We start from the raw sequence: 18,220 nt of genomic DNA, 5'->3' as shown, positions 1-18,220 counted from the left end.
TAGGATGTCAAACTATCGTAATGCCGAAATTAAATGTGCTGTTAACAATCTTAAGTTACAAGGATTATCCAACCAGGAAATTCTAACAGAAGCAGAACAAGTATTCGATTTGAGTCAACAGCAGTATGTTATCGATATTCTTCAAGAATCTGAGTTTTGTAGCAAAATTATTCGACCTATCAAGAGTTATGACCATAATTATTTATTTGAAATAATTTACCAAGCTGTAATTAGTGGGACTTCTGTTGAACAAATTATCGATGCTTGTTCGGAAGAACTAAACCTAGAAGATTTGGCTTTTTCTAAGTTGGCTTTGGAATATATTTTAACTAATCGATATATCAGTAAATATGAACGTGATGCTTTTATTATTGAGCTATATCAGCAATATCAAGAAAGTAAATCCTACCAAGATTTAATTAAAATAGCTGAATCAACCAAAAATATTTATCTGAAGCAACTTGTCTATAAAACAGCAGAATTAGTGGCAAAGAAAAATGGGGAAATTCCAACTTTATCCGGTGATACAGGTATTGCACAGAATAATGCGATTGCAAATACCGATCAAAATACTGCTTCGCTTCAAGAAAGTTTTAATTCTCAAGTGGGTAATACTTTGGTCGAAACCTTGAATGATTTTGGCATTATTTGTAGTTACCTCGACACTAAAACTGGTCCCACTTTCAAACGCATCAAAATCAAGCTGGGGAAAGGGGTTAGCTTCAAAAAAGTTCAAGGACTTGGTAGCGACTTAGTTCAACAATTGGGGGAACAACTTGGATTTGATAACCCACCGATGATATCTGTTATACCCGGTGCTGTGGTGTTTGATATTCCCAGATGCGATCGCCAAATAGCAAATTTTTCAGATTATATCGATTTGCAAAGCGAGATTGATATTAACCGTATCCTCATCCCCGCTGGTGTGGATGTCGATGGTAAGTATATCGAAATCTCCCTGTGCGACTCGAATGTTTATCACACTTTAGGAGGGGGAATGACGGGTGGAGGAAAAAGCCAGTTTGAAAAAGCGATGGTTTTATATTTAGCATTGCGCTATCCTCCTAGCTTCGTCAAACTTGCCCTCAGTGATGTCAAACTGGTTTCCCTAACTTGCTTTAACGGACTTCCTCATCTTATTGCACCAGTTGCGGAGGATGCAGCAAATACCCTGCAAATTTTCAATTATTTGGTTGCAGAACAGGAACTTCGCTATCAGGAGTTTAAAAAAGTAGGGGTTGAAAATATTGGTGAATATAACCAAATGTTTTGCGATCGCCCCATGCCACGAATCATTTCGGTGACAGATGAGTGCTTTGATTTACTATCCGATAGCACCTACAAAGACTCTATTGAGACAGCATTGATGAAACTGTTAGCAAAAGCAGGTGCTGCGGGAATCAATATTTTTCTATTTACCCAACGTCCCGATAAGGATGTAATCAAACCCTTAATTCGCTCAAACTGTTCGGGTAAGGTTGCTTTTATGGTATCCCGTCCTGAAGATAGTGGGATTATTCTGGGTAATCCCGATGATGATCGCGCAGCAAGTTTATTGGGTGGTGGAGATATGCTGTATAAATCTCCCAAAGGTGTGATGCGTCTTCAGGGTTTATATTTGGGTACGAAAGCTGCTTTTAAAGGGTATTTAGATCAAGCAATGAGTGCGGGAAATAATAGTCCTTGTTGGGATTCTAAGTTGAACTTTTCGAGTTTTAATATTGAGCTTAAAGGTGAAACTTCTTCTAATAATCAAACTTTGCGGACAAAGTTAAATAAATTGACAACTGATTCACTAGTTAATAATAATCAGTCGGAGGAGTTTTCCTTTAATATTATCCTTGATGATTTCACGAAGTCTCAAATTTATTCTCTCCACAGTCGAGGTTATGAACTACATCAAATAGTCCAGGAGGTATTTAATTTATCGCGTGCTGATGGCAGAAAATATAAACGAATACGCGATGTGATAGCTGAATTTATTGCTAATTTAGAGGAGGAAGATAATAATGATCCTTGAACTTAGATTCAACATGCTTCCACCAGCACTAAATGAACAAATTGATTTAGCACGTTCGGATTGGAGAGCAAGTGCTGCTGTCAAGAAAACTTGGACTAATAAAGTTGCTAATTTAACTCAAAAAGTTAATTTTAGTTTTAATGATAAGGTGTGGATTGAATATCACTGGCATTTAAAAACTTTTGCCCGCGATAGTGATAATGTCTCCGCAGCTAGTAAATATATTTTGGATGGTTTGGTTGATGCTGGAATTATTAATAACGATAATCTTGTAGTAATTCAATCTCCTGTACCTCACTATTACTATCGAGCTAAAGGTGATGGAGTAATACTGAGGTTATCTTCTTCACCTGATTTTTTATTAGAAAACTTTTATAAATCTATTCAATCAGGAGTTGAAAATATCAACAATAGGAAGAAATAGTTTTGATTTTAAGTTTTAAGATGGTATTTAAAAGCAATAATTAATACTTAGAGTTTATTTAATGGGTGATATTTCTATGGGTGGATTATTGCAGTAGCAATAAAGTAAGTTCAACTCTTACTATCACCATTGGGGATAAATGATTACCGATACTGAAAATATTCACACAGAATTAATTAAATTCTGCAACAGAATCAAGTAAGGTGTAGGTTAATTATTATCCTCAAATCCCAATTTGAAGCTGCTGGGGCAAGAGTAATTTCTACTTTTGTTACCCGTATTAGAGAGGGATACTATGTTTAAGAGATTTTGTAGTCAAGCATTTGGAACAATTAATGTAGCAGTGGGATTTTTTTCTTTAGCTGCAATTGTGGTTGGTGCTATAACAGTTTTCGGAAGTGCTGGTTTGCTTTGTCTTGATAAAGCTGGAGTTAAAACCATACCAGAGAAACGCATTCAACAAACCTTACAACTGGGAATGGGTTTTACATTGCTAGGAAGTGTTGGGTTTGTATCTGCAACTGTAGCTGCTGCTTGTATTGCTTCGATTTCAGGTGCGCTTGATGAGGAGGAATCTGTAACTTCTAGTTACACTAATTCTGTGGTATTTGAGTTGAGTGAGAGTACTCCAACTCAGGATAATACTGATTCGTTATATCTCTATCAGATAATGCGAATTACAGGTTGTCGTCACCTCGACAATAAGTTGATTGTTGGCAGAGTTGAAGATGAATCATCACGAAAGGTTGTTGTTTACGATTTGTTAGATTCTGATTCGCAAGATAGCTTGATGGAATTATTTGACCTTGGTTATGATGAGGATAAGCTAATTAGTAAAGCTTTTTCATCCCAAAACCCAAATCCTAATCATGCAATTCGTGAATTTGTTGATTTCTACCGTCCTCAATTAGAGTTTAAATCTAGTTGTGAGGAGTTTTCTAGTTTTAATTTAGAAACATGTGTAGGATGTCGCAATTTTCATGGTGCAGATAAAATTGTTTGCGGTATTCATCCTTATGGATGGGAACAAGATGATAATTGTCCCGATTGGCAATCAAATCAACGTCGTCAAAAGGTTTATTTTCCATTTGAGCGTGAAGAAGTTATTTCCCAGTTAAATTGTAGTATTCAGCCAAATCAGGTTAGTTTACTCAAAAACGATGATGGGACTTTAACGCTTTGGGATGATTATACCAATCGTAGATTTCAGTTTTTGTGGTCTGGTGTTCTACTTGATGATTTTGATAAACTTCTAGAATTGGATGAATATGCTAGATTACTTGATTACATTCAATATTTTTCAGTCCGGACTGTAATTGAGTTTGATTATTCATTAAAAGTTGATGAATTTGCTCAACAATTGCAGGGTATTGCTACGGTCAAAATTAGCGATTCTGGTATTAATGTCAGGGTTAATTATTGCCCAAAGCTCAATATACACATTGAACGACAATACCGCTTTCGTTTTGATGGTATACCTTTATATCCTTACGAATCAATTGTGCCGCAATCACTCAAATATAATTATAATCTTGGGACTTTGGTTGAATGGCTGAAAGTTAATCAAGCTAGGGTGAGGCTCTAACTCTCAATTTATCGAAATACCAAGGATCAGGTTTACTGCTAACTTAATTTATCCCTTTGAAACTCATGTAAAATCTCTAAAATTTAGTCTTATTACTACCTTTATGATAGTAAGAATCTCTTGACTTCAGGATTGTGGGGATGATTTGTCTGATGCATTCAGTACGGGGAGGTATCTCCCCGCTACTGGGTGATATCTACAAATCACCCAATAATTATCTGGAGGAACTACAATGTTTGAATTTTTGTTTGATTGTTCGGCTTTTGAAATTTCCACTACCACTCAATTGCTCAACAATATCTTGTTTCCGATTGTTTTGTTTCTGGTCATCTTTTGGTTGATGTGTGAGATTTTCTTGGTTAATGACAATTTACCAATGGTAGATGAAGAGTTTACCTCTGGTGTTGTCAAAACTCAGATTGATGAAGATATTCTCAATCAAGAAGATGAACCAAACATTCAAAAATTGCTTGTTAATGTCACAGCGGCAAATGATGAGAAACAAAGTAAAACTGCACTGTTTGATATTGATAGAGAAGGTGAAAGCCTCAAAGCTTTGGGTGTGCGTCAACTGCGAGATTTCTGTAAAAATAGAAAAATCAAGGGTTACGCTGCTGTTTATAACCAACGGGGAATAGATGGTTTAGTGGAGTTTTTGCTACAACAACAAATCTATGCTCATGATATCGAGCAGCAAGTCAAACATTTAGAAATATCGGCTTAGAGCGATTGAAAAGCCCTGGCACTTTAATTGGGATACACGAATAGTTATATATTGCGATCGCCTTACCCCTCCGGGGAAGCAAGCTACGCGTAGCGTCTCGCAAAGAAGGCATCGCGTATTAAAAATATAGAACTAGGACCTACGCATTGACAAAAAATATTATTGATGCGTATTAGGCAGCACAAGTATTGGTGAGATGTGTCCTCCCTCTCAGGTCTAACGACACTGAGTTTCCCGCATCCCGCGAGATCTCTATGACAGCTTTTGGATCAATCATTCTGTGGGGGTTCTCTCAATTGCTATAACCTTACAGCACTTGCAGCAGCTATGGGGTACATTCTAAAAGCTGAAAGCAATGATAGGAGAGGGGCAAGGAGAAAAGCTATATGGCATAATAGCCGGAAGCGCTGTAAGTGTCCCCAAGAAAAATTCTATCTCTATATTCACGGACTTTATTTCGTCCTCCACACTTGTATTGATGCAGATCATGAAGTGGCTGCTGAGTTTTTTAATCTGAATTCAGTAATACCTGGTAATCTCTTAGTGTATCAATGTCAATTATACCTAATGGAAAAGGAATACTAAACACTTGTTTTTCGTATTTTTTGATTAATTTTTTTGCGCCCACCATCTCACCCAAAGTTATGAGTTCGGAGAAAAGTGTATGTTTAAACAAAACAGGTACACCTAATATATCTGCATATTCACAAGCAATAATAGGTTTTCCCGTAGAATGATATGCTGTAACTAAATGATTAATAATTTCCGAGGACAGAAACGGCTGATCGCATACAGTAATCACTACTGCATCTATGGTGTGAGAATAAGTTTCCAAAGATATGATTCCCCGACGAATTGAGGAACCCATTCCCAAATGCCAATCTGGGTTTTCCACTACTCTTACAGAAGATAGGTTTACTTTAGAAGTAATTTTTTGTGCATTTGCTCCCAGAACTACTACTACAGGTTTGCATACTGAAGCGATCGCACTTTCTACAGTATGTTGAAGTAAGCTACATCCCTGATAAGGTAACAGTTGTTTCGGTGTACCCATGCGGGTTGATGCACCTGCTGCCAAGATAATGGTGGCTATATTCGATTCCACATTCATATTCACATAAATTTTAATTGCTAAATTTCGATTTCTCGGACTGGATTTGGTTGGTTAATTGGTTCAGTACGGTGTTTCAAAAAGCCACCACCGCGATTTGCTAACACAGCTTGAATTTCTGCAATTATTGATAAAGCGATCGCTTCTGGCGTATGTGCACCAATATCAATGCCAATGGGGGCGTGTAATTTTTGCAACTCTTTTTGAGTATATTTCACTCCTTGCGTACTTAAATCTTGTAATAGTTTAGCAATGCGTTTTTTTGAACCCAGACAACCCAAATAGCTGATATTAGTAGGTATTAGCATTTTGAGAATTTCTAAATCATCAAGGTAATTATGGGTCATTACCACAGCAGAAATGTAATTGTTAATACACATTTGCTCGTGCAAAATTTCTTTGCGGGTGAGCATCACCTCATCAGCCATGGGAAAACGTTGATTACTCACCTCATTTGCCCGACAATCAACAATAGTGACTCGCCAACCCAGGGCTTTAGCAAACTCTGCTACTGATACACTATCACGACCCGCACCAAAAATTATCAGGTGTGGAGGTGGCTGGATAAACTCCATAAAAACATCTACTTTACTTAGTTCTAGTTGGTATTTATGGAAACTTGAATTTTGATTTTGTAAGCAAGTTCGAGCATCTTTAGTTAAAATATTAGTTAAATAAGCTTCTTGTATATCAGTGTTTATACTATGATCTAATTTGAGTGTTAAACGCTCCCCAACCTGAACATTAACCGTACCTTCCACAGATATAACAGTGGCAATAATCCCTAGTTGCTGGTTATGGAAACATTGATTAATAAAAGCTAACGGGTTAAGGGGATTATCTGAATTTAGAGGCTCAATCAGAATTTTGACCACACCGTTACAACCAAGCCCAAATCCCCAAATAATATCCTCTTCAGCAGTGGTGTCATAGGTGACAACTATGGGTTTTCCGTCTGCTATGGAAACATGAGTATGTTCTAAGATATCATTTTCTAGACAACCACCGCTAATTGTCCCTACCATTTCACCAGTTGATGTAATTAGCATCCTAGCACCAGGTTGGCGATAGGTGGAGCCTTGAACATTAACAACAGTCGCAAGAAATGATTTTTCGCCATTGTGTTGACTTTCTGCAAATGCTGTCAGAATAGAATTTAGCTCTTTCATTGTTCCTACTGGAGACTTTCGCGATCGCAAAGCCGAAAATGGAGATACCTGATGAATAGAATATTGTATTATCATCAACAATCAAACTTTTCCCGGAAAATTCGCATATTGTTGCCTATATTAAAAATACCAGAGTAGAAGTGATGCAAAATATAAAGAAAGTGGCGATTATTGGTGCTGGACTTGGAGGTTTGGCTGTTGCTGTAACACTCCGGAAACTGGGGTGTGATGTTCAAGTATACGAAAAAGCACAAGATTTTCGCCCTGTTGGTGGTGGTTTAGGATTGCTACCAAATGGTTTGAATTTCCTGGATGCAATTGAACCTGGGATAGTAGAAACTATCAAAAACTCAGGTTGTGAGGTTAAAGTAAGTGTTTTAAAAAATACGCAAGGTGAAACAATTCGCACTAATCCAGGAAGCAGATTTGAGGATAAATATGGTCAGCCACTAATAACAGTTTGGTGGTGGCGTTTACAACAAATTCTCGCCTCTAAGTTACCTTCGGAAAATATTCATCTGAACCATCGCTGTACCGGTTTTGAACAAGAGGAAGATCACGTTTTCATATATTTTGAGAATGGAAAAAAGGTGAGTGCAGATTTGTTGATTGGAGCTGATGGAATCAATTCTGTTGTCAGAGAAGCTTTAATTGGAGATGGTAAACCCCGCTATTTAGGAAGTATGTCTTGGCGTACTGTAATTAAGTGTCATCAAGAACTACTGAATCCGGGAGAACTCGGATTTGTGAAAGGCGATCAAGAATTTATGTATCTCCTAAATGTTGGTGATGGGCATATTTCCTGGCTATATCGTAAGTTATCACCGGATTATACTCTTTCCCAACATGCAGGTGAGGTCAAATCTCGGGTGCTGAATCAATTAGCTGATTGGGGGGAATCATTGCGATCGCTTGTGGAAGCCACACCAGCAGAGCGAATTTTGGAGGGATCAATTTCCGATCGATTACCCCTCAAGTCTTGGAGCAAAGGAAGAGTGACTTTGTTAGGTGATGCAGCTCATCCAATGGCACCTGCTTTGGGACAGGGGGCAAATAGCACGTTTGAAGATGCATATGAACTAGCGTTGTGCTTTTCCCAAGCATCCAGCATTGAAGAAGCTTTGGCTACCTATGAACAGCGTCGCATACCCCGTACAGAATTGATACAAAATCGTAGTGCTTTGGGTGAAACACGTTACTACGCAACCAATAGCGAGCCTGTAGATCAGCAAATGCAGGAACAGTCACAGATGACTAGTGAAGAATATCAAGATTGGGTTTTTAACTATAAGCCTTCATTAGAGTTAATTCCATCCTCGGTATAGTGAAGATTGATTGAAGTTACGAGTAGCTACAATTAAGAATAAGAAGTGAAAATTAATTGTGATTAAAATGAATCAATCATACAAAAAAAATGTTGTCATTATTGGGGGAGGTCCTGCGGGATTAGGTACAGCTTTAATGCTAGCCAAAAGAGGCTGGCAAGATATTACAGTCATCGAAAAAAGACCATCAGCAGACTATTACGAACCAGATAAATCCTTTAGTTATCAAATTGATGGTCGGGGGCAAAAATTAACTGACTTTTTAGAAATAACTTCCAAACTAGCTGATTTGAGTGTCCCTAGTACTGAATTTTACTTTACCCTCATCCAAAAAGATGGCACACGCAAGACAACAAAATTACCAATTGCTGATTCTAAGCGCAAAACTGCCTACTGGCTACCAAGAGCATCTTTTGTGCAGTTACTTTACCAAGAAATTCAACAATATTGGCAAGATACTATTCAAATTTTATTTAATACTGAATGTGTAGAAATTCAACAAATAAGAGAAAATTTAAAAATTATTACCCAATCTCAAGCTCAGGGAAAACAGACCTTGATTCCTACATTGATAGTAGGTGGTGATGGTTTAAACTCTATTGTGCGTCAAACCCTTCATCAAATGTCAGGTCAATCAAATTCCTTTGAAATGCAAAAGTTTCCGTCTCCTAGTTCTGGTTTAAAATACAAAGTTCTTACTTTACCTCCTCAGTTACCTTTATCAGAACAAGAAGGAGACGTAGCACAATCTACAATGGCTTATGGCATTAGGTCTAGTTTTAAAGGACGCAAAAAAGCAATTTCTCTGGGACTATTACCCTTTAAAAATCCGCATACCCCAAGAACTGCGAATATTATTACCTACCCAGATCATCAAATCTGGCAATTAGAAACCAAAGAAGAAGTTAAACAATTTTTCAAACAAGCATTTCCTCAACTTCCCCTAGAAAAAATTATTTCTACTGAAGAAATAGCCAGATTTACATCCAGTGGTGGGGGTACATTTCCCATTCCTCAGTATTGTTCAGGATTGTATCAAATCTGGGGAAAACCTGAAAATAACCAAGGAACAGCCGTAATATTATTGGGAGATGCACTTCATTGTTTTCCTCCAGATATTGGACAAGGTGTGAATTCTGCTTTAGAAGATATCTATATTTTTCAGGAAATATTAGCAGAGACTCAAGATAATCTGTCTCAAGCACTTCCTCGTTATCAGAACCTACGCCAACCCGATATTAAAGCTTTAATTCGTTTAGTACAAATTAGTTATCCTTGGCAATATAATCAAGATCCTTTACGTAAAAGATTATGGAGCATTAACTTTTTTCTGCGCTTATTATTGAATCGTTTATTTCCTTTTCTATTTAATCCTCATTCCATTTTATTGATTCAAAATCATGAATTATCTTACTCAGAGATTCTTGATCAAAGTAACAGAACTACTCAAGTTTTATCGATGTTGGGAGGATTGGCAATATTAACTTTACTGTTGAAACTTCTGAATTAGTAAGACTTACACAAAAAACCTCTTCAAATCTTATTCCTCCCTTTCCTCTACGTCATCTGCGGTTTGTTTTTCCATTACCTGTGTGTAAGTCCCGCATCAAATAACAGAAAGGGCGTTAAATGCAACGCCTTCCCATTTTTTCCTGTGTCACAATAACTTATCTGGTGTAATTGGTAAATCACGGATACGCTTACCTGTAGCATGGTAAACAGCATTAGCGATCGCAGCTGATACTCCCGTAATCCCAATTTCGCCTGCACCACGCACCCCTGCGGGATTAAATTTGTAGTCAGGTTCACCCACAAATGTCACCTCAATCCTAGATATATCTGCGTGACTGGGGTAGTGATAGGTGGCAAGGTCATAAACCACAGGATAACCAATATTGGGGTCAAAATGGCACTCTTCCATCAAGGCTTGTCCAATGCCCATAATCACAGCACCCCGTATCTGAGAAGCTGCGGTTTTACTATTCATCACTCGCCCAATATTCATCACTGATATCCAACGAGTTACCCGCAACCGAGCAATTTCTTCATCAACGCTGACTTCACAAAAATGTGCTCCCCAGGATTGGAATGCCCATTTTTTCCCCTCGTCACCAGGTGCAGTAGAGGCTGTGGCTTGAAAAATACTCTCTCCTGACTGACTTAGATTAGCAAAGGCTTCTGGGGCTGTTTTTGCTTTCGCTGTCTGCAAAACCTCTTCACAGGCTTTCATCACTGCTGGAACAAGGGTTGCTGTCATCTGGGAACCTCCAGCCATTCCACCATTAGGCAGTAAAGAGTCTCCCATCTCCACCCGCACCTGTTCTACTGGTAATCCTAATACTTCCGCTGCTGTCCCAGCAACAATGGTATATGCCCCAGTACCCATATCATTGCCACTGGTGAGGATATGCGCTGTACCGTCGGCTAATAATTTGACTGTGACTGTAGCTGCACTCCGTAAAGCCGGGAAGCTTGATGCAGCCATGCCCCATCCTATTAGCTTACCATCACGGGTAAGGGAACGCACCTGTTTTGGTCTATTTTCCCACCCAAACTGTTCCGCACCCACCCGCAAACATTCGGCGAAATACTTGGCAGAGAAAGGTAAACCCCGGCGCTGGTGTTCCTTAGCTTCATTTTTTAACCGCAGTTCCACGGGATCGATTTTTAACTCCCATGCCAATTCATCCATTGCCGATTCCAACGCCCATAACCCCGGATTTTCCCCTGGAGCACGCATGAATGTAGGTACTCCCACGTTCATCACTGCCAATTCCTGACGGGTTCGCAGATTGGGTGTAGAATACATAGCTGGGGTTATGCCTGTACAAGGCTCAGTGAAAACATCAACTGGCGATGTGCAGGATTTAACTGCATGGTCTATTGCTACCAAGCTACCATCGGCATTTGCCCCTAAGCTAATTGTCTGCTTCGTTTCCGAACGATGTCCAGCGTTTGCCGTCATTTGCCGCCGACTGAGAACAACTTTCAGGGGAAGTTGCAGTTGACGAGCTGCTGCTGCACAGAGAATGGCATGGGACCAAGGGAAGGCTTTAGAACCAAAAGCTCCCCCAATAAATGGTGTCACAATTCGCACTTGCTCTATAGACAGTCCAAAAAGTTCTGCATAGGTACGCTGGCTGCCGATTACCCACTGGGATGGTTCGTAGATAGTCAGGTTTTCTCCATCTTGCCAGTGGGCAATGATGGCGTGGGGTTCCATAGGTGCATGGAGTTCCGTAGAAGTTGTGTAAGTGGCTGTAATCTTCCCGTCTGCCTCTGCTATTGCTATAGCAAAGTCCCCTTTCTCAAACTTCATTTCTTCCCCAAACATGGAGTGAGCTTGGTTAAAGGTAGCTTTTGATGCCTCGACAATTGGTGTTTGGCTGGCGTATTCAACCTTAACTAAATAGGCGGCATGACGTGCCTGTTCAAAAGTATCTGCAACTACCAACCCAATAATCTGTCCTGCATAGTAAATTTGGTCATCTGATAACGGCAACCGTGCCTCGTAGATTTTCGAGGTCATAAAATTATTAGTTGGTTTGCATACCGCAGGCGAGTTTTTATGAGTAAAAAGCGCAATCACTCCCGGTGCTGCTTCTGCCTCTTGGGTATCAATACTTGTAATCTGTCCATGGGCAATGGGAGCAGTTACCAAATAACCATGAACCAAACCGGGAATTCGATGTTCCGCAGCATAGGTTGCTGTCCCTGTAACTTTTTCTCGTCCATCCTTGCGGTTTATACTAGTGCCAGTTACTTGACTCATACCACTCCTCCTCCTTGGGCAGAAACCGTGAGGGCGCGAATAATCGCCCGTTTTGCTAGTTCGACTTTATAACCATTGTGGGTTAAGGGTTGAGCAGGCTGCAAAGCAATTTCTGCCGCTTCGGTAAATGTTGCTACATCTGCCGACTTACCAACTAAAAACTCCTCTGCTGCTGTTGCTCGCCAAGGCTTGTGTGCTACTCCACCCAATGCCAAACATGTAGCTTGAATTTGCTCCCCTTTTATGCTTACAGCCGCCGCCACAGAAATTAAAGCAAAAGAATAGGAAGCGCGATCGCGTATCTTCAAATAAACCCCTGATTTCGCCCAGGATAAGGGTGGTAGAATCACTGCGGTAACTAACTCCCCTTGCTGTAAATTGGTGTCTTGTTGAGGTGTATTTCCCGGTAAACGGTGAAACTCAGTAAATGGTATTTGTCGTTGCCCTTGAAGACTGGACACTTCTACCACTGCATCCAACGCAGTTAAAGCCACACACATATCAGAAGGATGGACTGCTACACAATCCTCACTTGCTCCCAAAATAGCATGGTTGCGATTAATACCTGTGATTGCGGGACAACCTGTGCCTAGTTGCCGTTTATTACAAGGAAAAGCGGTATCGTAATAATAGGGACAACGGGTACGTTGCAGGAGGTTTCCCCCTACAGTTGCCATGTTGCGAATTTGCTGGGATGCACCGGAGAGAATTGCTCTGGCTAACAGGGGATAGTTGCGACGAATATCGGTATTATCTGCCACTGCGGTATTACTAACTAACGCCCCCAGACGCAGACTACCATCAGCCATGGTGTCAATCCCTTGCATCTGCAACCGGGAAATATCAATTAGCTGGGATGGCTGATCCAAGAATACTTTCAGACGGTCAACTAAATTCGTCCCCCCCGCAATAAATGTTGAATTTGGGTCAGTAACTGCCTGGTTTACCGCATCTAACAACGAAGTGACACGGGTATAACTAAAGTTATTCATGATACTTTATCATCTCCAGATTCACTTACCATCACCGTTGCTACAGGAGAAGGTTGTTGTTGTCCACTTACCTGCTGTACTGCTGCCACAATCCCATTGTAAGCACTACATCGGCAGAGATTCCCACTCAATCGCTCCTTGATTTCTATTTCTGAGAGTTCAGTTAACACAGGAGGACTATCCAAATCTGGTGTCACCGCACTCACACAACCCCGTTTAACTTCTTCTAGCAGAGCCACAGTAGCGCAAATTTGCCCTGGGGTACAATAACCGCACTGGAAGCCATCATTGTCAATAAAAGCTTCCTGTACCGGATGCAGTGTACTCCCTGTTGCCAAGCCTTCAATGGTAACAATTTCCTTTTCTTCTTGCATTACCGCTAAAACTAGACAGGAATAAAAGCGCTGACCATCAATTAATACAGTACAAGCTCCACACTGCCCATGATCACATCCTTTTTTGCTACCTACCAATCCCAAATATTCACGGAGAGTATCTAAGAGGGTTACACGCGGTTCAATGCTCAGGGAGTATTGTTGAGCATTAACGGTAAGAATCACATTCATCTGGGCTTCTTCTCCTTGAACAGTGTCTTTAATTACACTTACTTAATTGAACTAGCTCGCTGACCTCCTGTGTATCTTCGATTAATAGAAGTCTAGAAATATGATATTAGATATCATCTTAATAAAATAAACAACTTCAGGCATTAGAGACACAAATCAATCAAGCTTTAAAAAGTAGAATTCCTCTGGGATTAAGAAAAAGTTGTTTGAAAATAGCAAATGACTTAAATTTGATTTGCTATTCTTACGTTACACACCCCATCGCTTGACCCTAAAACCGATCGCAAACATTATTTTTTGCTATCAGATTTTAATTGTCGCAACCTGAAACTCTTGTTTTTACGTTGCAAAAAACTTCACCTTAACAGGGGTAATCCCAGAGACTTAGCTTATACCTTTTGTTTGTGTTTCGTAATCTTCATCATCAAGTTCTGCAAGCCCAGTAATGACAACAGGAGGACGATCGGAGAATTTGACAACTAGTTCAAGCTCCCCTCCCATTGCATTTAAATAACCCCGTAGAGTTGAAAGCAGAAGGTCGGTACGCTTTTCCAGCTTTGAGATACTATCCTGACGAATCCCCAATAATTCTCCCATCCGCTCTTGGGTAAGTTCTCTTGCTTTTCTTACATCCTGAAGTGTCATATATTCAGCAATTAACTCAGCTGCCCGTGCTTCGATTTTTTGAACGCGATCGCGTGGCAGATTTTGCATTATTTCATTGAGATTCTTTGCCATCACCAATACTCCTTATTCTTGCAATCGACTTAAATGTTCCCCAAATCGTTTATCAGCTTTTGCGATAAGTTGTTTATAAAATCGCTTTTGGCTAGTTCCTGCTTTATCTCCAGCCACGAGTAAAATTCCTTGACGCTTTGGGTCAAAAGCAAAAGCTACTCGCCATACTCCACCTGCCGCTTTAAACCGAAGTTCCTTCACATTGTCATACGAAGAACTATTGAGTGTATCAGCGTGAGGTCTTTTAAGATGTGGACTCTCGCATTCAAGTAATTTTGCATAAGCCAGCAATTCATCTTGAGCTTCTTGAGGAAGTTCATAGAACTCAGGCTCAAATTCTTCATGAAATAAAACTTCCCACGCCATACTGTAATATTATGACTTCAAAGCCATATGGATTCAAGTCCATTTTAAATCTTTTAGTGACATTTTCAGCGTTTAAGTGCCGAGACCAGAGGAGTAAAGGAGGACTAATTTTGGTCAAATTGAGTTTGGGGGTAAATTGGGGGTAAAGGTTTTTGTAAACCGTGAAACTACTGATATAAGTGTATTGAAGCCGGACTGAAAATCCTCGTGTCACGAGTTCAAGTCTCGTTCCTGGCATAACCATCGAAACCCCTGAAACACATAGCTTTCAGGGGTTTTTAATTTCAACCAAAACCCCATTCCAGCCATTCTAGGGGTACAAATTTGGTGCAAGAATATGACGACGTTGGACATTTTTGGACATGTTTGGACTATTTATTGGGGTAAAGTTGGGGTAAATCAGAGCGCGCTGATTTCAATGTTTTCAAGGTGCGGGGGTAACTTGCTAGCAGTTTCCCTGTGTCTTGGCTTGAATTTCAGGAGTCACCTGTGAGTTCGCAACGCAAAGCCTCTAAGGGTACTGTTCAAATCAAAACCTCGAACGATCGCCTGCAATTAGTTTTCAGTTTTGGGGGTAAACGGCATTATCTCTCAACCGGGTTTACCGATACCAAAGCCAACCGCAAGCTGGCTGAAATGAAGTCTCGGCAAATCGAGTTGGATATTCTCTGCAACAATTTCGATGTGACGTTGGAAAGGTACAAACCCCAATCCCAGCAGGTTGTGTTTACACCATCAGTTACACCAGTTGTTGAGAGTTATGCTTCTCTAGCGGATTTGTGGGACAGTTACACCGAATATAAGCGATCGAGTTTATCGCCCAGCACTTTGGCGAAGGATTACCATAAAATCTATCGCTGCATCAACGTACATCTGCCGATGAGAACCTTGGATAAGGCTGTGGCAATTCGAGATTGGTTAATTGCGAATAAAAGCCCGTTATCTTGCACAATCACTCTTATACGACCTGTTATGAGTGCTTCTTTGGCTTCCTGCTCCATCATATTTATGTAAGATTTACGGTCAACGCCACCGATAACTAAACCGTAAATAAAACTGATTAGAGGCTGAAGAAGCCCTATAATACTTAATCTACGACCACGACGTTTTGTTTGTTCTAAGCGTTTTTGCTCTCCTCTAAAGTAATAAGTATAACCAGGTTCACTCCACATACAAAACCCTGATTCATCCAAATACTTTAAATCGATTTCGCCGCTTGCCGCAGCTAATTCCAACATATCTAGGTCTGCTTGCTTGTTTGCTCGTGCTACCGGGTCTTGTTTTCCCTTATGGCTTTTCCTTGCCCGGTTCCAACTGACCCCCTTTTTTTGAACACCCGTCTTAATCTGTCGGGACTCATTAATATGTTGCGTTCTGTTTTTAATTTGAGAGCTAGCTGGGAACTATTGTATGTGCGTGGCTCAACTCTTAAGCAATATAGCTAAAAATACGATGTCATCCTCTTTCCACCTTGCTTTTCACCCTCGACCGGGTAATTCCCAAAGTCCCTCTAAACCCTCATTCTTCCATTTACGCAACACTTTTCTGACTGTTTTCTCGTTCCAATTAAAGTGAGCGGCTATCTTCTCTACATACCAGCCATCTGCATTTAGTCTTATTACGGACGCTCTATCTTTGACTTTCTGTGGCACATCTTCCTTTCTGAGGTTTCCCAAAATTTGGTCTTGCTCACCAGTCAAAAATACCCTTAAACGTGCGCCCATAAACAAACCACCTTGTAGATGCTTTCTCCGTATTTATATATCTTAACATAGCGGACTTTTTTCGTGCCCACCTACTTACCGTCAATCAAAGTGTTCTTTTCATAGCTTTTGTAACACCCGTTTAATCAATCGTTTTATGTATTTTTATTTTTTACTCTAAAAAAATAAAAATTAACCTGAGTACTTGTACGTAAATTATCTGATTGTGATTCTAACTGCACAAAAAAATAATTATTGTCGCGCAAGCTTCACATTTTTAAAGAACAAAAATCGTTGAACACCCAGTCTAGTGCACTTACACCTAGATTTCTCAACAAACCTTACCCACAGCAAAAAAATAGATACCGATGATGTGTAATTTAGGGATGCAGTATATTATATATGTACCCCAGCCTTTCTAAAATTCGTTGTGTTCGCAGTTCAACCTGCTCGGCATTAAACCCAAAGTTGTACCACATCTTACCCATATTCTCAATTCGCCATTGGTTGATTTTATGATCGATTTCATGCCGCATCACCATCACTTGCTCATTTGTTAGTTCGGGATCGATATCGAGTCCAATCGTTTCTGCAAGGAGTCTAGCAACATTTACAGAATGGAAGTATGCATAATCTTGAATAAATTCCCCAGAGCGAAGAAAAGCCAGCAATTGTTCAATTGTAGATAACCCATATTGAATATCATCCAGAAAGTCCTTGAGCCATTGTTCTGGAGAAAACTCACTAAAATTAATCAAATCTCCCTGAATTTCAACCTCGTATCCTTCCTGGGTGAGAAACAAATCTCGTACAGGATTATCCCAATCGACGATTCGTAACAGTCCTGGATATTGCTGACCTCCTGGATTTTTGAGCCAATCCTTCGACTTTGCTGCTTTCAACTTTGCAAGAAACTCAGGTAAAGGCTGATTCCATAGTTCAGCAGAATTGTTTACCATAACTTCCTCAACCGACCAGTAATGTCCTAGCCGTTCCCAATTACCACCATTACAGACTTCTAGCAAAAATGTTCTGTAAACTTCAGGCAGTTTAATTCCATGTTGTGCTTCTAACGCGCTCAACGTTGCTTCAGAACCAATTGGCGGATTAGTCGTGATTTCTGCATAGCGATTGTAAGGATCGAATTTTCGCAATCGAGCGAGGGTAACGTTAATTCGTTCAGGAACGGTCAACCATTTTCGCAGGGGTAACTGGGAACCAAAATGACGCTCGACTGTAAAAATGTCTTGATCGTATACCCTCACCCTCGGTTGCCAGCCCTCAAATGGGATTATATCGCGAGAGAACTGAATTTGTAACTGAGTCAGTACCTGACATAATTGCTCTGCCTCTGCATCAGTTTGAAATAGTCCCGCAAGATGGGGATGCTTGGTTCTCTTTATCTCCTGATACATAAACGCACAAGCTTCGGCTTCGTCCGTCGATTCAAACAGCAGGTTTTGAACCACACCACGCTCGGCATGAACAACTTGCCAGCGTTCGTGTTCGCGTAGCGTGTCGCTTCTGCGACTCAGCGACTCCTGCGGAGTATCGCGCGTTTGAATCAAGCAACTCTCACCATCACCCGTCTGGCAAATCTGATACAGGTGACAGCCTTCGCCCCAAAGTTTGAGATCGAGTAACTCTGCATTCAGATATTTGACTTCCCACATGTACTCACCTCGAAAACACGTATATTAATTAGGCATTGCTGAAATCCCAAAT

16 protein-coding genes and 1 pseudogene are annotated in these 18,220 nt (G+C 40.3%); 7 read left to right on the top strand and 10 right to left on the bottom strand.

What is annotated here, in order from left to right:
• The first annotated feature begins 4 nt into the window (after positions 1–4).
• The 4 genes from CAL6303_RS12430 to CAL6303_RS12415 all read left to right on the top strand — a co-directional run bounded on the left by CAL6303_RS12430 (position 5) and on the right by CAL6303_RS12415 (position 4,753).
• On the top strand, positions 5–2,020 hold the full coding sequence (locus CAL6303_RS12430; protein WP_015198170.1) for a DNA translocase FtsK: 2,016 nt from the start codon (positions 5–7) through the stop codon (positions 2,018–2,020).
• Positions 2,010–2,444: a hypothetical protein gene (locus CAL6303_RS12425; protein ID WP_015198169.1), complete on the top strand. Its 435-nt coding sequence runs from the start codon at positions 2,010–2,012 to the stop codon at positions 2,442–2,444. Before CAL6303_RS12430 ends, CAL6303_RS12425 begins: the two co-directional genes overlap by 11 nt.
• Positions 2,445–2,739: 295 nt before the next feature.
• A complete protein-coding gene (locus CAL6303_RS12420) occupies positions 2,740–4,029 on the top strand; it encodes a hypothetical protein (protein ID WP_015198168.1) in 1,290 nt (429 codons plus the stop codon).
• Between the two features lie 232 nt (positions 4,030–4,261).
• Entirely contained in the window at positions 4,262–4,753 is a 492-nt protein-coding gene (locus CAL6303_RS12415) for a hypothetical protein (protein ID WP_015198167.1), read from the top strand.
• 508 nt (positions 4,754–5,261) lie between these two features.
• Here CAL6303_RS12415 and CAL6303_RS12410 read toward each other — a convergent pair.
• The gene (locus tag CAL6303_RS12410) at positions 5,262–5,864 is read right to left on the bottom strand and encodes an NTP transferase domain-containing protein (protein ID WP_015198165.1); all 603 of its coding nucleotides are present in this window, start codon (positions 5,862–5,864) and stop codon (positions 5,262–5,264) included.
• A gap of 20 nt (positions 5,865–5,884) precedes the next feature.
• Positions 5,885–7,108: an XdhC family protein gene (locus tag CAL6303_RS12405; RefSeq protein ID WP_015198164.1), complete on the bottom strand. Its 1,224-nt coding sequence runs from the start codon at positions 7,106–7,108 to the stop codon at positions 5,885–5,887.
• Between the two features lie 68 nt (positions 7,109–7,176).
• Here CAL6303_RS12405 and CAL6303_RS12400 point away from each other — a divergent pair, with 68 nt between their 5' ends.
• Both CAL6303_RS12400 and CAL6303_RS12395 read left to right on the top strand, forming a co-directional pair.
• On the top strand, positions 7,177–8,358 hold the full coding sequence (locus tag CAL6303_RS12400) for an FAD-dependent oxidoreductase (RefSeq protein WP_015198163.1): 1,182 nt from the start codon (positions 7,177–7,179) through the stop codon (positions 8,356–8,358).
• A gap of 67 nt (positions 8,359–8,425) precedes the next feature.
• Complete coding sequence (locus CAL6303_RS12395; RefSeq protein WP_015198162.1) at positions 8,426–9,868, top strand: FAD-dependent oxidoreductase; 1,443 nt, start codon at positions 8,426–8,428, stop codon at positions 9,866–9,868.
• A 147-nt stretch (positions 9,869–10,015) separates the two neighbouring features.
• On the opposite strand, the gene CAL6303_RS12390 is transcribed toward CAL6303_RS12395, so the two are convergent.
• The 5 genes from CAL6303_RS12390 to CAL6303_RS12370 form a co-directional block, all read right to left on the bottom strand.
• Entirely contained in the window at positions 10,016–12,130 is a 2,115-nt protein-coding gene (locus tag CAL6303_RS12390; RefSeq protein ID WP_015198161.1) for a xanthine dehydrogenase family protein molybdopterin-binding subunit, read from the bottom strand.
• Entirely contained in the window at positions 12,127–13,122 is a 996-nt protein-coding gene (locus CAL6303_RS12385) for an FAD binding domain-containing protein (protein ID WP_015198160.1), read from the bottom strand. Before CAL6303_RS12385 ends, CAL6303_RS12390 begins: the two co-directional genes overlap by 4 nt.
• Positions 13,119–13,688, bottom strand: a complete 570-nt coding sequence (locus CAL6303_RS12380; RefSeq protein ID WP_015198159.1) for a (2Fe-2S)-binding protein — start codon at positions 13,686–13,688, stop codon at positions 13,119–13,121. Before CAL6303_RS12380 ends, CAL6303_RS12385 begins: the two co-directional genes overlap by 4 nt.
• A gap of 384 nt (positions 13,689–14,072) precedes the next feature.
• On the bottom strand, positions 14,073–14,426 hold the full coding sequence (locus tag CAL6303_RS12375) for an XRE family transcriptional regulator (RefSeq protein WP_015198158.1): 354 nt from the start codon (positions 14,424–14,426) through the stop codon (positions 14,073–14,075).
• Between the two features lie 12 nt (positions 14,427–14,438).
• Positions 14,439–14,792 carry a type II toxin-antitoxin system RelE/ParE family toxin gene (locus CAL6303_RS12370; protein ID WP_015198157.1) on the bottom strand — a complete coding sequence of 118 codons (354 nt, stop codon included), beginning with the start codon at positions 14,790–14,792 and terminating at the stop codon, positions 14,439–14,441.
• 459 nt (positions 14,793–15,251) lie between these two features.
• Between CAL6303_RS12370 and CAL6303_RS31720 the strand changes: the two are divergent.
• Positions 15,252–15,449 (top strand): annotated as a pseudogene (locus tag CAL6303_RS31720) (Arm DNA-binding domain-containing protein); the annotation flags it as partial.
• Between the two features lie 194 nt (positions 15,450–15,643).
• Here CAL6303_RS31720 and CAL6303_RS31715 read toward each other — a convergent pair.
• From CAL6303_RS31715 to CAL6303_RS12355, 3 genes are all read right to left on the bottom strand, one after another.
• A complete protein-coding gene (locus CAL6303_RS31715) occupies positions 15,644–15,964 on the bottom strand; it encodes a hypothetical protein (protein ID WP_415748904.1) in 321 nt (106 codons plus the stop codon).
• A gap of 306 nt (positions 15,965–16,270) precedes the next feature.
• Complete coding sequence (locus tag CAL6303_RS29190; RefSeq protein WP_083866309.1) at positions 16,271–16,516, bottom strand: helix-turn-helix domain-containing protein; 246 nt, start codon at positions 16,514–16,516, stop codon at positions 16,271–16,273.
• A 359-nt stretch (positions 16,517–16,875) separates the two neighbouring features.
• The gene (locus CAL6303_RS12355; protein ID WP_015198156.1) at positions 16,876–18,168 is read right to left on the bottom strand and encodes an SMI1/KNR4 family protein; all 1,293 of its coding nucleotides are present in this window, start codon (positions 18,166–18,168) and stop codon (positions 16,876–16,878) included.
• Positions 18,169–18,220: the final 52 nt, after the last annotated feature.

The sequence above is a fragment of the Calothrix sp. PCC 6303 genome (assembly GCF_000317435.1).
GTDB lineage: Bacteria > Cyanobacteriota > Cyanobacteriia > Cyanobacteriales > Nostocaceae > PCC-6303.
Note: the sequence above shows the minus strand (reverse complement) of the source record. Positions and strands in the feature narration are given on the sequence as shown.

Coding starts and splice junctions, on each gene's coding strand:
- CAL6303_RS12395 (WP_015198162.1), top strand. CDS start 8,426: ATGAATCAATCATACAAAAAAAATGTTGTCATTATTGGGGGAGGTCCT.
- CAL6303_RS31715 (WP_415748904.1), bottom strand. CDS start 15,964: ATGTGGAGTGAACCTGGTTATACTTATTACTTTAGAGGAGAGCAAAAA.
- CAL6303_RS12425 (WP_015198169.1), top strand. CDS start 2,010: ATGATCCTTGAACTTAGATTCAACATGCTTCCACCAGCACTAAATGAA.
- CAL6303_RS12390 (WP_015198161.1), bottom strand. CDS start 12,130: ATGAGTCAAGTAACTGGCACTAGTATAAACCGCAAGGATGGACGAGAA.
- CAL6303_RS12420 (WP_015198168.1), top strand. CDS start 2,740: ATGTTTAAGAGATTTTGTAGTCAAGCATTTGGAACAATTAATGTAGCA.
- CAL6303_RS12410 (WP_015198165.1), bottom strand. CDS start 5,864: ATGAATGTGGAATCGAATATAGCCACCATTATCTTGGCAGCAGGTGCA.
- CAL6303_RS12375 (WP_015198158.1), bottom strand. CDS start 14,426: ATGGCAAAGAATCTCAATGAAATAATGCAAAATCTGCCACGCGATCGC.
- CAL6303_RS12415 (WP_015198167.1), top strand. CDS start 4,262: ATGTTTGAATTTTTGTTTGATTGTTCGGCTTTTGAAATTTCCACTACC.
- CAL6303_RS12430 (WP_015198170.1), top strand. CDS start 5: ATGTCAAACTATCGTAATGCCGAAATTAAATGTGCTGTTAACAATCTT.
- CAL6303_RS12400 (WP_015198163.1), top strand. CDS start 7,177: ATGCAAAATATAAAGAAAGTGGCGATTATTGGTGCTGGACTTGGAGGT.
- CAL6303_RS12405 (WP_015198164.1), bottom strand. CDS start 7,108: ATGATAATACAATATTCTATTCATCAGGTATCTCCATTTTCGGCTTTG.
- CAL6303_RS12355 (WP_015198156.1), bottom strand. CDS start 18,168: ATGTGGGAAGTCAAATATCTGAATGCAGAGTTACTCGATCTCAAACTT.
- CAL6303_RS12370 (WP_015198157.1), bottom strand. CDS start 14,792: ATGGCGTGGGAAGTTTTATTTCATGAAGAATTTGAGCCTGAGTTCTAT.
- CAL6303_RS12385 (WP_015198160.1), bottom strand. CDS start 13,122: ATGAATAACTTTAGTTATACCCGTGTCACTTCGTTGTTAGATGCGGTA.
- CAL6303_RS12380 (WP_015198159.1), bottom strand. CDS start 13,688: ATGAATGTGATTCTTACCGTTAATGCTCAACAATACTCCCTGAGCATT.
- CAL6303_RS29190 (WP_083866309.1), bottom strand. CDS start 16,516: ATGGGCGCACGTTTAAGGGTATTTTTGACTGGTGAGCAAGACCAAATT.